This is a genomic window from Agrobacterium sp. ST15.13.013, from assembly GCF_027956525.1.
GTDB classification, from domain to species: domain Bacteria; phylum Pseudomonadota; class Alphaproteobacteria; order Rhizobiales; family Rhizobiaceae; genus Agrobacterium; species Agrobacterium salinitolerans.
This window is the reverse complement of the sequence record NZ_JAQKGP010000038.1, coordinates 20643-35712: the sequence shown is the minus strand read 5'-3', so window position 1 is coordinate 35712 and position 15070 is coordinate 20643. Positions and strand designations below refer to the sequence as shown.

The following is a 15070-nucleotide window of genomic DNA, read 5'->3' as shown; positions in this document are numbered from 1 at the left end:
CAGGCGAACGAAAGTCGATCCCGCGAGACTGTCCGCGATTTAGTGAAACGACTGTCCGGGATTTACCGGAATCGATGTCCCGTTAATCCGAAATCCGCAGATCACATCGCTGTCGCCGGGAAACGGCGAGAAGATGTCGAAGCACTCGGTGACTGGCGGCGATGTGGCGGCATTGCTGCATCGTTTTGCTCAGCTCCAAGAGAAGGTGCGATCTCGTACGGGCAATCAGGTTCCGATCGTGAGCATTCAGGAAGCCGGACTTGACGGCTTCTGGATCGATCGTGTGCTGAAGGCGAACGGGATAGAAAGCTACGTCGTTGATCCAGCGTCGATAGCAACCTCGCGCAGGCGCCGGCGAGCGAAGACGGACAAATTGGATGGTGAGGCGCTGGTGCGAGCGCTGTTGGCTTTCAAACGCGGAGAGCCGCGGGTGTGCGCTATGGTCAATGCACCAAGCCCTGAGGAAGAAGATCGCCGCCGGCTCTGCCGTGAGCGCAAGGTTCTGATCGCCGAGCGCGTCAAACATGTCAACCGCATCAAGGGCCTACTCTTCAGTCAGGGCATCAGTGGTTACGAGCCGCTTCGCAAGAACCGGCGCAAGCAACTGGACGAGCTTCACACGGGGGATAGCCGTCCTTTGCCGACCCACCTCAAAACTCAAATAAGCCGTGAACTTGATCGCCTCGAATTGTTGCTCGAGCAAATTACAACGGTGGAGGACGAACGGGATATGCTCCTTGCGGCGCAAAAGGACAGCGTGGCGGCAACGCCGATCCCGGCTGGGGCGATGTTGTGCGACATCAAAGGCATTGGTCTAGAATTTGCGGCTGTTCTCTGGACCGAAGGGCTGTTCCGCCATTTTGACAACCGGCGACAGGTTGCTGCGTACGCGGGACTGGCACCGACACCCTGGCAGAGTGGAACCATCGATCACGAGCAAGGCGTCTCGAAGGCGGGCAATCCGCGCCTGCGCGCCACGATGATCCAACTGTCGTGGTTGTGGTTACGCCATCAGCCGCAATCAGCGTTGAGCCGGTGGTTTACGATGCGCGTGCAATCCAGCGGAGGGCGCATGAAGAAGAGTACGATCGTGGCGCTGGCACGCAAATTGTTGGTTGCTCTATGGAAATATGTGACCGCCGGCGTTGTCATCGAGGGCGCTGTGTTAAAAACCGCCTGACAATCCATACAAGCCAAATTCCGCAATCTTCCAGGAGCGATCAATCCTGGCGGATCCAGAGGGACGAACCGATCCGCGATATGGCTTCAAACGCCGCTGCTAAGAATGGTCTCGTCCTCCTGAGCCTTTGCCGCAACGCAAGCGGGATCATGGTGCAGCCGCCCAGCGCGGCAACCGAATGTGAGTTTGAACCGGCGATGGAAACAGGCCCGTTCACGCGAACAGGCTCAGCCTTGGATGCCGAAAGAGCGAGAAGGAAACATGCGATGGATCATTAAAAAGTTCTTGACCCGACACTCCCCATGTGAGTCGCGGACAGTTTCGCGACTGATTTAGATTGAATTTCGTGAGCGCCGATCTGGCATTTTTTCACCTCGTGATTTGAGCGAGGACAAGATGCCTAGACGGAAGCAAGCGAGACATACCGACGTGAAGGATATCCGATCCATCCTGCGGCTTACGTTCGAACAGGGATTGTCGATACGCGCCGTTTCCCAGCGATTGAAGATAAGCAAGACGTCGATTTCGACGTATCTTCTGCGGGCGCGCGAAGCCGGGCTTGCGATCTGGCCCCTGCCAGCAGATCTGGACGAAGACGCCGTTCTCGAGCAGCGCCTGTTTCGGCGCATGGGCCGACCACCTCGTGACACTGATGAGCCGGATTGGTCCAAGGTCGCCACCGAGCTGAAGCGCAAGGGCGTGACGCTCAATCTTTTATGGCAGGAATACCGGGAAGCTCATCCCGACGGCTATGGCTACACTTGGTTCTGCTGCCGGTATGCCGATTATGAGAGCCGTGCCAAACCTACCTATCGCAGTCGTCATGTCGGCGGGGTGGCGATGGAATGCGATTATGCTGGCCACACGGTCCCGATTATTGACCCTTCCAGTGGCGAGATACGAGCAGCACAAATCTATGTGGCAGTGCTGAGCGCATCGCAGTTGACCTTTGCTTATGCCAGTTTCAGTCAGAAGCTGCCGGACTGGATCGAAGCCAACCAGCGGGCCTTCAGCTTCTTCGGTGGCGTAACCAAGACCACGGTTTGCGATAACCTCAAGGCGGCCGTCGCCAAAGCGTTATGGTTCGAGCCCACCTTGAATGCGACCTTTGCCGCTTTCGCCGAACATTACGATACGACGGTGGTTCCAGCACGCCCGCGCAAGCCTCGCGACAAAGCATCTGCGGAAGGAACGGTTCTCATTGTTGAGAGGTGGGTCTTGGCCAGGCTCCGGAACGAAAGATTCTTCAGCCTTGCCGACCTGAACGTCCGCATCAGCGCTTTGATCGAAGACCTCAACAATCGGACGATGCGGCGCTATGGCAAATCTCGGCGCGCCTTGTTCGATGAGGTAGAGCGCGCGCAGTTGAAGCCGCTGCCTGCAACGCCCTTCGAATATGCAGAATGGAAGACCGCTAAAGTCCACCCCGATTACCATGTCGAGGTCGACAGAACGTTCTATTCTGTGCCGCATGGGCTGATCGGGAAGCGGGTCGCCTTCCACGAGGCCGGACATGCGGTCGTGCATCATGCGCTTGATCTCGGACCTGTTCGCGGCCTCAATATCGATTCCGGCGAGGGCGGCTACAATCTCGTCGGCTTCCACGTCTGGGCCACCGACACCCGCGATTGGTACGAAAATATGCTCACCATGCTCATGGCCGGGCGGGCTGCCGAGCAACTGGTGCTCAAGCGCGTCTCGAGTGGCTCCGGTGGCACCGACGACAGTGATCTGGCGCGGGCCACGCGGCTTGCCTTTGACATGGAGCGCACCCTCGGCTTGGGGAGTGAGCATCCGCTGCTCTATCGGCCCCATCGCGATCCGGGCGCGGTTCTGGACCGTGAACCAGAGCTGGCGACTCGCGTTCATGCCAGGCTGGAGGCGACACTCGAACGAGCGGTGGCGATCCTGAGACGACGCAGACCCACCTTCCATTCCCTCGCAAAGGCCCTGTTCGATGCCCAGGCAATGGATGAAGAGGCCGTGCTGCAAATCCTGACAGATGGTGATCTGTCTCCTTAGAGCTGGAGTGATGCGGCCGACCTTGACGATCGAGATCGACCCCAATGCTCCCGATCGGGTTCGAAGCAGTTTCGATTTAGCAGTGGAAGCTGCGCTTCAGGCAACACTGACGTACCGGATGGCCGCAAGCGCATCTTCCAGCGTGCCATGATCTTCGTTGCGGGATATTTCCTCTGCGCCACCGTCGGGCTAGGATCCACATCAGGATTCTCGGCCGATCTGCATGCCGATGGCACGCCGCAGCGCTGTCAAGTTCGCCTCCAAGAACTCCGCCAGTTCGCAGACGGCAGGTTCTATCTTTTCGTCAACGTAATGAATGCCAGTTCCGAAGAGGATTCCGGCAGAAACCCATCCACACTGCCCAGTAGTTGGTGTTCAGGCAGCACCGAATCCGCTGGCAGCAGGCTGACGCCCGGTCAGGAAGCGACGGCGGCCTGCACGCCCATCGGACCCTGACTCGCCGACCCAGACCAGTTGCACTTCACATCTGGCGATACACGCGCCATCCCCCGGCTCACGCTTGACAGGGCGAGGTCGATTTTCCGGTCTGAAGAAGCCCGCGCAGTTCGAAGCTCCATCCGCTGATCGTGTCGAGCCTTGCATGCGGAGATGTCCGCGCGAAACCGGAGAGTAAATCAATCGCGCGCCGCGCGGCGAAATCCTCCGGAACGCCGAGCCGGACAGTTTTCGAATCCCGTCTATATGAACCTCGGGACTTCATGAGTCTTACTCCGATTGGAGTCCGCAGAGTGTATCAGCTTTTCTGTGTCCCGTAGTCCAGCGCGAGGGCGGCAGTCCACTCTACGGTCCCGGTGTGGCAGAGTTCCGATTGGAAGACTTTTTAAAGTTCTCGCGGTTGCTGCCGGATCGTTCAAGAAACCCATCGTGGGCAGGCGCAAGTTCTCCAAGCGTGGTTCACAGATGTTATCTGTCCGGCATGTGGGCTGCTTTATCAGATTCTGGTGCTGGACCGGAGAAGAGAGCGATGATCAACAATTTGCATTCGCGACGAAATTTCTTGAAGGGCACGGTTTTGGCGACTGGGGGATTGGTGCTTTCGGTCCAGCTGCCGCGCCTCGGGAGAACCGCAGTCGCCGCCGGTCAGGATAACCAGAAATCGTTCTTCCCGAATGCATTCATAAAAATCGATACTGATGGCATTACTTTGATCATGGCTCATCACGAGGTCGGTCAGGGCATCTTCACGTCCAGCGCCATGCTGATAGCCGAAGAACTCGAGGTTGGACTTGATCAGGTCAAGCTCCAACCTGCACCTCCAGACCTGTCGAAATATCTCGATCCGCTTCTTTTCGACCAATCGACAGGTGGTTCGACGTCGACGAGGGCCGACTGGATGCGCCTGAGGCAGGCTGGGGCGGCTGCGCGGATGATGCTGGTTCAGGCTGCCGCTTTCGAATGGTCGGTGCAGCCCTTGGAGTGTCGTGTCGAGCTAGGCATCGTCAATCACGATGCCACCGGACGATCCATGACCTACCTCGAGGCCGCGCCTAAAGCCGCGGTATTGCCAATTCCTGAAAATGTTGTGCTGAAGGAACCCGCTGAATTCAGGGTCATCGGCACCCGCGCCAAGCGCCTAGATACCCCGCATAAGGTGAACGGCAGCGCTATCTACGGGATAGATATCATCATTCCCGACATGAAATTTGCGACCCTTGCCATAAGCCCGGTGGTCGGGGGGCTGATCTCTAAGATGAACGAAGATGCAGCGCGAGCGGTCAAAGGCGTTCACGATATCGTCAAGCTCCCCGATGCCGTGGCCGTAATCGGCGATCATATGTGGGCCGCTAAGGCAGGCGTCGATGCGCTTGAGATCGAATGGGAGGCCGGACCCAATGGATCGATGAATCTCAATTCGATCGTCGAGAAACTGGAACAGGCATCGCGACAACAGGGTGTGATCATCCGCAACGACAAGGATGCCGCCTCTGTGATTTCGAATGCGGCAGTGAAGCTTTCCGCTGTCTACGAGTCGCCCTTTCTCTCCCATTCGCCGCTGGAACCGCTCAATTGCACGCTTCACATTCAGGACCACAAGGCAGAGATGTGGGTCGGCACACAAGTTCCGGTGCGGGCACAAAAGGCCGTCGCGGAAGCAACCGGACTGCCCCAGGAAAGCGTAGTTGTGAACAATCAGTTGATCGGGGGGGCGTTCGGACGTCGCCTTGATGTGGATTCAATCGAACTCGCCGCCCGGCTCCTCAAGGATATCCGGTATCCGGTAAAGCTCGTCTGGACCCGAGAACAGGACATGACGCATGATTATTACCGTCCCTACTACTACGACAGGGTCGCGGCGGGACTGGACAAGGACGGTCGGCTCATTGGACGAACGCACCGTGTGACGGGATCCTCGATCTTTGCACGCTACGCACCCGCAGCCTTCATCAATGGCGTCGACCCCGATGCGATCGACTGCGCCTCGGAAACACCCTACGACGAGGACGCAGTTTTCGTGGACTATGTCCGCAGCGAGCCCGACGGCGTCAATACGAGCTGGTGGCGTGGAGTTGGTCCGTCGCACAATCTCTTCGTAGTTGAAAGTTTCGTGGATGAAATGGCTGCGGCGACCAAACAGGATCCCGTCGAGTTCAGACGCAGGATGTTGACCAAAAACCCGCGCGCGCTGGCGGTCCTGAACGAGGCGGCGAAGAAGGCGGGCTGGGGCGAAAAGCTTCCAGCCGGAAGAGGCCGGGGGGTCTCCCTTCAGGTGGCGTTCGGAAGCTATCTCGCACATGTCCTCGATATCGAGATTACAAAAGAGGAAGTGAAGCTTCTTCGATCGGTCATCGCGGTCGATTGTGGTATCACGATCAACCCCGATACCGTCGACGCCCAGATGCAGGGAGGTGTGATTTTCGGGCTGAGCAGCGCCATGTACAATCAGGTCACCTTCACCGACGGAGCAGTCGACCAGACCAATTTCGATATGTACCGAGCGCTCCGGATCAACGAGATCCCCAAGATCGAAATCTATCAGGTCAAGAGCCAGGAGAACCCAGGCGGCGTGGGCGAGGCAGCAACGGCTGCTGCCGCGGCTGCGCTCGCGAATGCGATCTTTGCGGCATCCGGAAAACGCATACGTTCATTGCCGCTCGCGGAGGCAGCTCTGAGCTAGCAACAAGAGCTGAAAGACGGCGTTGGCTCAACTGTGATCGCGCGCCGTCCTTTGGCTCAAACGAAAACCGACCGCAATGTGTCACGCGAATTGACACCCACAGCTGGCTAAAAGCGGGCGGTGCCATCTTCAGCACGAGACTACATGGTCGGTGCTGCGCGTTGTCGACGGGTCGCAAAGTGCAGTCTCTTTCTGGTCCGAAGTTCGGCTCGAATTCGTCGAGGACCACGGCGGAAGTCGAGAGGCCGGATAATTCCATCGGCAAGATCATGCGGCGTAGATTCCGTATACCGTTGTCTAATCTCCCACTCAATCGAGATCATCCAATGAAACTTTACACGCATCCTGGAGCAAGCTCGCTCTCCGTCCACATCCTGTTGCGCGAGACGCGTCTACCTTTCGACCTTGAGGTGATCAATGTCACTGCCAAAGTTCGCGCGGATGGCTCCGACTACTGGAAGGTCGCCCGGCGGGGAATGGTACCACTGCTGGAACTGGACAACGGCGAGACGCTGACCGAGAACCTCGTGATCGCTCAATACCTCTGTGATCTTGCGGGACGTCGTGACCTGATGCCGGAACCGGGGACCATGCAGCGCTACCGTGTCATGGAGTGGCAGAGCTACGTCGCTGCGGAACTGCATAAGAGTTTCGTACCGATGTTCTGGCCGATCGACGAGGAAATGCGGACGCTCGTCTTACAACGTATCCGTAGCCGCCTCGGATTCCTCGACGGGAGCCTCAAAGGCCCGTTCCTGACCGGGGAGACCTTCACGGCCGCCGATGCCTATCTTTTCGTGATCGGGAGCTGGGCGAGGCATTTCGGGATCCCGACCGATGAGTTTTCTCGCGTGAGGAATTTGCTCAAGCTTGTATCTGAGCGGCAGTCGGTACGGGATGCTCTGAATGCGGAGGGGCGCGGGCTCGTTGTTATCGACGATCCTGATCCATTGCCGTGACGCGCAAATGAAGATATTCGGCGGCGATGTCGGACATCGCCGCCGAGCGTTCAAGGGGTGTTCGTGCTCAAACCCCTTGGCGCTTGAACCGCTGGTCAAGGAGTAGGGCGACAATTTCAGCTGCACCTGCTGCCACTCCGATGAGCCAGATGTCGCCGGCACCAACGATGGCCGCTCCGATAGCGCTTCCGATCGAGAAGCCGAGATACATCGTTGACGTATTCAACGAAAGAGATACCGACGCCTGGGACGGCGACGAGGCCTGGATGAGGCGCGCCATTTGTGCCGGGAAAAAGGACCAGACACTGAAACCCCACACGGCGATCGCAACGAGGGTCGGAACCAGTGCAGTTGATGGCGTCAGGCCCGTCACTGCGGCAAGGGCAAGGAAAGACAGTGCCAAGATGACTAGGGAAGCCGTGGCTACCTTGCGCGAGCCAAACCGGTCGTTGAGCGCTCCGCCGGTGGTTACTCCGATGGCGGCGGCGATACCCCACATTGAAACGGTTGCTGCGATGCCGGTCACTCCGAAGTCGAGCTCGGATTTCAGATAGGGCGCTATGTAAGGGTACGCAGTATAGGCCCCGAGAGACCAGAACAGGGTGACCGCGAGTAGCTCAAGTATTGCCGTCTGGCGGACGACACTGACCCGTTCGGAAAGGCTGGCGACGGCCATACCGTCTCCCACCTGTCGGCGTATGCCCGCCAGAATGCCAACGATCGCAATGAGGCCCATAAACGCAACAGCCAGGAACGTGGCACGCCAACCAAACGCATGGCCAACTAGCGCGCCGAGGGGCAGGCCAAGTGCAATCGCAATGGTCATCCCGCCGCTGACAATCGCAAGGGCGCGACCACGTCTTTGCGGACCGGCTATGGCACCCGCCAGCGCATTGGCATTCGGGACGTAAAGACCCGATGCGACCGCCATCAAGACACGCGCTACGAGCAAGGTGGCGAAGGTGGAAGAGAAAGCGGCGGCAAGGTTACCGACGGTGAACAACGTCATCGCAACGATCAGCAGGTCGCGGCGATTCATTCGTCCGGTCGCGACGGTCGTGATCGGCGAGCTGATGGCCAGGACGAGCGTAAATACGACGACCAACATGGCGGTCGTCGAAATGCTCATGCCCAGATCGTCGGCGATGGTTGGTAGAAGAGGAGCGATCATGAAGCCTTCCGTGCCGATGGCAAAGGTGCCGAGGGCGAGGAAATTGGCTGGGACCAGGGACGGTGCCGACATTTCTGTATTCTGCACAACGCCGTCACCCGACATCCTGTTGTCTGTGATTTTCAGTCGATTTGACATGACGAATTCCCCGCAGAATTTGCTTCCCGGCCATTGAACGGGAAGCAATGCCGCGATTTTGAAGGCCTAGACTGGGATCGGATTTGCCGCCAAGGATTCATTGAATCCGTGAACGAAGGCGTGCTCGTTGTTCCCCGGATTGTCGCGAAGGGCCGCAATTTCCTCGACGTAAACTTCCGGGGCGTCGGTCTCGAGACCCTTCATCGTCTTTTGGATGAAAATATCCAGCGGCATCGCGCGCGGATCGCCGCTCTTTTTGACCAGGTCCGTATCGACCCATGGCGGAGCGATTTCCTGGACCCGTACATTAGTGTCGCGAAGCATGAACCGCTGCGAAAGCGAGTATGAATGAAGGGCTGCCTTTGTCGCTGAATAGACCGCGTTCGAAGCGAGTGGCACGAATGCGAGCACGGATGTGTTATTGATGATCGTCGCCTCGGGCTGCGCCTTCAGGTGCTCGACGAGCGCGGAGGTCATACGGATCGGGCCAAGCAGGTTCGTGTCAATGATGCGACGTGATACTTCGTCGTCAACCAGGCCGGACGCATCGTCGAACGGCATGATGCCCGCGTTGTTGACCAAGACGTTCAGCTTGGGATACTCGGCGATCAGCTTCTTGGCGACGCGATGGATGTCGTTGATGTCGTTGATGTCGAGCTCGACCCCATCGATCCCTGGGTTTGCCGCGGAGACTTCGTCGAGCAAGGCCTTGCGGCGGCCCGCGATGATGACCTTGTTTCCAAGCTTGTGGAAAGCTTCCGCCAGCCCGCGGCCGATGCCGGAAGTTCCGCCCGTAATGAAGATGGTGTTACCTGTCGTTTTCATGGATCGCTCCTATTCGTTGAGACGCGCGTATTTCTAGGCGCATCGCCTCGGTTTCGATTGGAGGATCATGTCCCAAAATGCCATAGTCTCAAATGTCAAGGAAACGGCATTTTAGGACATTATTTGCCCGTCAGCTCTCCACATTCTCCAGCCCAGCGCCTCCGATCATTTTAAGTGTGCGACGAACAGCTTGAGGCGGCTGACCGAATGAGCGAAGAAACGCGCGGCGCATACGATCCCGATCAGCGAAACCTGTATCGCGTGCCACGATTTCAACGGGATGGCTTCCGTCCTCGAGCATTGCCTTTGCTGCCTCGAGCCGAAGTCGCTCAACGGCTTTTGCCGGAGAATGTCCCGTTTCGTCGCGGAACAGCCGACTGAACTGGCGAGGGCTTAGGTTAGCGGAATCCGCGAGCTCTTCGACGCTCAAGGGATTTCGAAGATGCTCCTTGGCATAGATGAGTGCTTTTCGGATGCGGTCGGAACGTGGCTCGAGCTCGAGAAGAACTGAGAACTGGGACTGCCCGCCTGGCCTCCTGTGGTAGACGACAAGTTTGCGCGCAATCGTCTTTGAAAGCGCCGCCCCGTAGTCATCCTCGATGAGCGCTAAAGTCAGGTCAATGGCGGCACTCATTCCGGCTGATGTCCAGATGTTCTCGTCGTGAACGAAGATTCGATCTTCGTCGACATGAACTTGTGGGAACTTACGCTGCAGATTGCGTGCGTGTGCCCAATGGGTCGTGGCGAGCCGACCATCAAGCAGGCCCGCTTCAGCCAGGAGGAAGGCTCCAGTGCAGACTCCCGCAACACGCCTACTTTCCGTGGCAGCATTGGCGATGTATTGCCGAAGTGTCGGTGAGGGCGCACGTGGAACCAGCTCGCCGACGACCATCAATGTATCGGGATACTCTTCGAGCTTCTGCGTCTGGATGCCGATGTTCAGCGAAGATCTGACCGTCCCACCTTTTTCAGACATCACGGTCAGCCGATAGGCCTCTTCGCCCAGCTCCTGGTTTGCGAATTCGAACGCGGAGAGCGCCGCCAGTCCCATGACTTGGAAGCCGTCCTCGAGAATGAAACCCACGCTGCGCATGGTCCTGATTACTCCTGCTGTTTTCGGTGCAGTGCTGAATGCGGCACTGCCGACGTTGCTTCCTATCGGAGACGCCGGCAGACCTTCTATATGGAGTGGCGATATTGCGATTGCCACCGCGGCTTCCGGCTCGCGATGGCTTCGATCGGAGAGGGTTACTCAGCCGCCTGTCTCGTCTCGGGCACCCACTCGTCCTCGCCATGCTTCCTCGGTACATATCGCGACCGCAGCATTACGTAAAACACTGGAGTCAGGAACAGGCCGAACAGCGTGACTCCGATCATGCCGCTGAACACGGCGGTACCGAGGGACCGCCGCATTTCGGCGCCAGGACCCTCGGCAATCGCGAGTGGCAAGACGCCGAAGATAAATGCGAGTGCCGTCATGAGGATCGGGCGCAGACGCAGATGGCAGGCTTCGACAGCTGCTTCCACTGCGGTCTTTCCCGCGTCTTGCGCCTGGCGCGCGAATTCCACGATCAGGATGGCGTTCTTCGCCGCCAGGCCGATCAGAACCACGAAGCCGATCTGCGTGAGGATGTTGTTGTCCATCCCCCTTAGATAGACCCCGAAAAGCGCACCCAGCACCGCCAGCGGAACTATAAGGATGATTGCCGCCGGCAGGATCCAGCTCTCATATTGTGCGGACAGTGCGAGAAATACGAAGACTACTGATAGCGCGAAGATGTAGACAGCGCTGCCCCCAGCGTGGGTTTCCTGGTAGGACAGTTCGGTCCACTCGTACGCCGTACCCGACGGTAGCGTTTTTGCAGCAAGCTGCTGCATTTTTGCGATCGCTTCGCCCGTGGAAATCCCAGGAGCAGCGTTGCCCTGGAGTGGGACAGAGACATACATGTTGTAGCGCTGTACGAGCGTCGGGCCGCTCGTTTCCCTGATGTTTGCAAGTGTTCCTAATGGAACAAGGGCTCCGGCTGCAGATTTGACCTTGAGATCGAGCATATCGTCGCGTTCGAGGCGGAACTGTTTGTCCGCCTGGGCACGGACCTGATAGACTCTCCCGAACGCGTTGAAATCGTTGACGTAAGCGACACCCAGATTGCTGGATAGAGTGTCGAAGATATTGGGAATCGGAACGTTCAGATACTGAGCCTTGTCTCTGTCGATATCAAGGAAATACTCCGGGCTGGATTCCGAGAAGGTGGTGAAGACCCCGGTGAGACCTGGTGTCCGGTTCGCTTCGACCATCATCTGCTGAGCGAGGCCAAGGACGCGGGTCATGTTCGAGTTGTCCTGGTCCATAATTTGCATCTTGAAGCCGCCCGAATTGCCGATGCCCTGAACCGGTGGAGGAGGGATGGCAATGATGAAGGCCTCATCGACGCTCTGCAGGTTCTTATAGAGCGCCCGGATGATCTTTTCCGACGTGTCCCCGGTCGCCAGCCGCTCCTCGAACGGCTTGAATGGTGTGAAAATCACGCCAGCGTTCGAAGCGTTAGTGAAGGTTGCACCGCTGAAACCTGCAAATTGCACCGCGTTGGCGACACCAGGCGTGTCCTTGGCGATATTTCCGGCCTTCTTGATCACCGCATCGGTGCGGTCGAGGGATGCGCCTTCCGGAAGCTGGACGACCACGATCGCATAACCCTGGTCCATGATCGGAATAAAGCCGCTCGGCACCTTGGTGTTGAGGAACCAGGTTGCTCCGAGGAGAGCGACGAAGACGACAACTGCACAGCTTAGACCGGTTTTCGAGCTGACGATACGCCGCACGATTGCTGAGTAGCCGGCGCTGAGTTTGTCGAAACAATGGTTGAAGATATCGGCACACCATTTCGTGAGCTTCGTCACGGGGTTCGTTTTCGTCTCCGAGTGATCGTGAGGGCGCAGGACGATCGCTGCAACGGCCGGAGACAAGGTCAGCGAGTTGAGTGCAGAAATTGCTGTCGCGATCGAGATAGTCACGGCGAATTGCCTGTAGAACTGGCCCGAAATTCCCGGAATGAAGGCCGTCGGCACAAACACGGCGATGAGAACGAGCGATATGGCGATGACCGCCGTACCCACTTCATCCATCGTAATGTGCGCTGCCCGACGAGGCGACATACCGTTCGCGAGATTGCGCTCGACGTTCTCTACCACGACGATCGCGTCGTCCACCACGATACCGATTGCGAGCACGAGACCGAAGAGAGTGAGCATGTTCAGGGACATGCCGAATGCCGCCAGGAAGGCGAAAGTACCGACAAGTGAAACCGGGATCGCGACGATTGGGACGATCGCCGTTCTCCAGGACTGCAGGAATATGAGAACGACGATGGCGACAAGCACGATCGCTTCGCCGATCGTCCTATAGACCTCGTTGATCGAATCCGACACGAAAGCCGTGGTGTCGTAGATGATCCGGTACTCCAACCCGGGCGGGAACTGGCCGGAGAGATCTTTCATAATCGATTTGATCTGCGCGGCTGTCTCGAGCGCGTTCGTACCTGGTCGCGCGAAAATGCCCATGCCCACCGCCGGCTGATTGTTGACATAGGAGTTCGTCACATAGTCCCGCGCGCCGAGCTCTATCCTGGCAACGTCTTCGAGTTTGACGAGCCTGCCGTCGGGCGTTGACTTCACGATGACGTAGCGGAACTGCCGGGCATCCTGAAAGCGGCCGTCCGTGCGGACGGTGTATTGGAATGGGTTCTCCCTGGCAGTGGGAGGGGCTCCGATCGAGCCGCCAGAGACTTGGACGTTCTGGTCACGCAGTGCGCTCACAACGTCCGTGGCGGTCATTCCGTATGAAGACAGCTTCTCAGGATCGAGCCAAATTCGCATCGAATACTGCCGCTCGCCGAAAATCTGAATGTCGCCCACCCCCTGTAGACGGACGAGTACATCCCTGACGCGGTTTCGCGCGTAGTTGGACGTATAAAGCTGATCGTATCGGCCATTCGGCGAAAGCAAATGCACGACCATGAGGAGGTCGGGCGAGCTTTTAGTCGTCGTGACGCCGAGGCGCTGCACTTCCTGGGGCAATCGAGGAAGGGCGACGGCCACGCGGTTCTGCACAAGGACCTGAGCCTTGTCCAGATCCGTTCCCAGCGCGAACGTGATCGTGAGCGTCATTGCTCCGTCCGCGCTCGAATAGGACGACATATAAAGCATGTCCTCGACGCCGTTCACTTCCTGCTCGATCGGCGTCGATACGGTGTCTGCGATCGTCTGCGAGTCGGCACCTGGGTAGGAGGTCCTGACGACGATGGTGGGAGGTGCAATCTCGGGATATTGTGAGACAGGAAGCTCGAAGTAGGCGATCGTTCCGACAATCATCAGCACAAGCGAGATGACGCAGGCGAAGATCGGACGGGAAATGAAGAAGTGTGCGAACCTCATTGGCCTGCCTCCGATGCCGAGGCGCTTTCTGGTGCTGAGGCGACCGAGTCGTTGTTTTCCGACGGTAGCGTTGTTTCTTTGGGATCGACCTTCATGCCCGGGCGCACACGTACTACGCCTCTAACGATGATGGACTCTGTTCCGTCGAGACCGCTGCGGACGACACGGTAACCGAATATTCGCGGGCCGGGCCGGATGGCCTTCGTGCTGACTGTATTGTCTTTCCCTACAACGAAAACGACGCGCTCGTCCTGGTCCGAGCTGATAGCCTCATCAGGGATGAGAACAGCCTGATAGGAATTCGATCCCTCGAGTTCGACCCTACCGAATAGCCCCGGCTGCAATGCGAAATCCGGGTTTGCGAACCGGGCGCGAGCGCGAAGCGTGCCTGTCTGGGGATCGACGCGGTTTTCGGCGAAGTCCAGGGTTCCTTGGAATTTGGTGCGGTTCCGATCACCAAGGGTGACGGAGACCTTGATGCCACCGCCGCCGCTCTGCAGGACTTCGCCGTTTTTGCGTGCCGTCTCGGCGTAGTTCAGCAGCCTGCGCTCGTCGATGTCGAAATAGAAGTCGATCGGATCCAGCATGACGATGGAAGTCAGTAGCGTCTGGTCGGCTTGGACGAGATTGCCCACTGAAATCTGATGGCGATCGATCCGGCCACCGAGGGGTGCGGTGATCCGGCTGTATGTTAAATCAAGGTTCGCGCGGTCGAGTGTCGCCTGTGCGCCCTGGACATTCGCTTGTGCCGAATCCAGTTCACGGCGACGGTCGTCGAGGGTAGATATCGTCTGGCTTCCGGATTTCACCAGAGAATTGACGCGATCGAATTGCGCCTGCGCATAAGTGAGGCCTGCAGTGGCAACAGCGAGGGTGGCTTGCGCCTGGCTCAGTGCCGTCAAGAATGGGCGCTGGTCTATCTCGAAGAGCTGATCACCCTCCTTGACGAGCTGACCATCCCTGAAGTTGATCGCCTGCAAGTAGCCGCCAACGCGCGCCCGGATTTGAACTTCCTCAGCAGCCTGGAAGCGGCCGATGAATTCATCGCGGTCTACGACATCACGCAGCACTGGCTTGGCCACAACGACCTGGGGCGCGGGACTTGTTTCCTGTGCAACTCCGGCCGAGGTCAAAGCGACACTGCAAGCGAGGAGCCAAAGTGAAAATGGAATCGAGCGGTACTTCATCAAAGCCCCCTGTGGTGT

Annotated in this window: 8 protein-coding genes and 3 pseudogenes; 5 read left to right on the top strand and 6 right to left on the bottom strand. The window is 58.1% G+C overall.

Features of this window, described 5'->3' with window-relative positions; all coding sequences use genetic code 11:
- Positions 1-100: 100 nt before the first annotated feature.
- The 3 genes and pseudogenes from PL597_RS24460 to PL597_RS24450 all read left to right on the top strand — a co-directional run.
- A pseudogene (locus PL597_RS24460) lies at positions 101-1180 on the top strand (IS110 family transposase); the annotation flags it as partial.
- 396 nt (positions 1181-1576) lie between these two features.
- A pseudogene (istA, locus tag PL597_RS24455) lies at positions 1577-2669 on the top strand (IS21 family transposase); the annotation flags it as partial.
- Entirely contained in the window at positions 2645-3202 is a 558-nt protein-coding gene (locus PL597_RS24450) for an ATP-dependent Zn protease (protein ID WP_271366447.1), read from the top strand. The pseudogene istA and the gene PL597_RS24450, both read left to right, overlap by 25 nt.
- A 201-nt stretch (positions 3203-3403) precedes the next feature.
- Here PL597_RS24450 and PL597_RS24445 read toward each other — a convergent pair.
- A pseudogene (locus PL597_RS24445) lies at positions 3404-3890 on the bottom strand (LysR family transcriptional regulator); the annotation flags it as partial.
- 297 nt (positions 3891-4187) lie between these two features.
- On the opposite strand from PL597_RS24445, the gene PL597_RS24440 reads away from it, so the two are divergent.
- Positions 4188-6338: a xanthine dehydrogenase family protein molybdopterin-binding subunit gene (locus tag PL597_RS24440; protein ID WP_321186508.1), complete on the top strand. Its 2151-nt coding sequence runs from the start codon at positions 4188-4190 to the stop codon at positions 6336-6338.
- A 326-nt stretch (positions 6339-6664) separates the two neighbouring features.
- On the top strand, positions 6665-7297 hold the full coding sequence (locus PL597_RS24435; RefSeq protein WP_020808335.1) for a glutathione S-transferase N-terminal domain-containing protein: 633 nt from the start codon (positions 6665-6667) through the stop codon (positions 7295-7297).
- 67 nt (positions 7298-7364) lie between these two features.
- Here the strand turns inward: PL597_RS24435 and PL597_RS24430 are convergent, their stop codons facing one another.
- The 5 genes from PL597_RS24430 to PL597_RS24410 all read right to left on the bottom strand — a co-directional run bounded on the left by PL597_RS24430 (position 7365) and on the right by PL597_RS24410 (position 15052).
- Complete coding sequence (locus PL597_RS24430; RefSeq protein WP_271366445.1) at positions 7365-8540, bottom strand: MFS transporter; 1176 nt, start codon at positions 8538-8540, stop codon at positions 7365-7367.
- A gap of 132 nt (positions 8541-8672) precedes the next feature.
- Positions 8673-9431 (bottom strand): SDR family oxidoreductase, encoded by a 759-nt coding sequence (locus tag PL597_RS24425; protein WP_020808337.1) that lies wholly within the window; start codon positions 9429-9431, stop codon positions 8673-8675.
- Positions 9432-9561: 130 nt separating this feature from the next.
- Entirely contained in the window at positions 9562-10524 is a 963-nt protein-coding gene (locus PL597_RS24420) for a GlxA family transcriptional regulator (RefSeq protein ID WP_020808338.1), read from the bottom strand.
- A 155-nt stretch (positions 10525-10679) separates the two neighbouring features.
- The gene (locus PL597_RS24415; protein WP_020808339.1) at positions 10680-13865 is read right to left on the bottom strand and encodes an efflux RND transporter permease subunit; all 3186 of its coding nucleotides are present in this window, start codon (positions 13863-13865) and stop codon (positions 10680-10682) included.
- Positions 13862-15052, bottom strand: coding sequence for an efflux RND transporter periplasmic adaptor subunit (locus PL597_RS24410; protein ID WP_271366443.1), 1191 nt, complete (start codon positions 15050-15052; stop codon positions 13862-13864). The genes PL597_RS24415 and PL597_RS24410 overlap by 4 nt, the downstream gene beginning before the upstream one ends.
- Positions 15053-15070: the final 18 nt, after the last annotated feature.

Coding starts and splice junctions, on each gene's coding strand:
- PL597_RS24440 (WP_321186508.1), top strand. CDS start 4,188: ATGATCAACAATTTGCATTCGCGACGAAATTTCTTGAAGGGCACGGTT.
- PL597_RS24435 (WP_020808335.1), top strand. CDS start 6,665: ATGAAACTTTACACGCATCCTGGAGCAAGCTCGCTCTCCGTCCACATC.
- PL597_RS24430 (WP_271366445.1), bottom strand. CDS start 8,540: ATGTCGGCACCGTCCCTGGTCCCAGCCAATTTCCTCGCCCTCGGCACC.
- PL597_RS24425 (WP_020808337.1), bottom strand. CDS start 9,431: ATGAAAACGACAGGTAACACCATCTTCATTACGGGCGGAACTTCCGGC.
- PL597_RS24420 (WP_020808338.1), bottom strand. CDS start 10,524: ATGCGCAGCGTGGGTTTCATTCTCGAGGACGGCTTCCAAGTCATGGGA.
- PL597_RS24415 (WP_020808339.1), bottom strand. CDS start 13,865: ATGAGGTTCGCACACTTCTTCATTTCCCGTCCGATCTTCGCCTGCGTC.
- PL597_RS24410 (WP_271366443.1), bottom strand. CDS start 15,052: ATGAAGTACCGCTCGATTCCATTTTCACTTTGGCTCCTCGCTTGCAGT.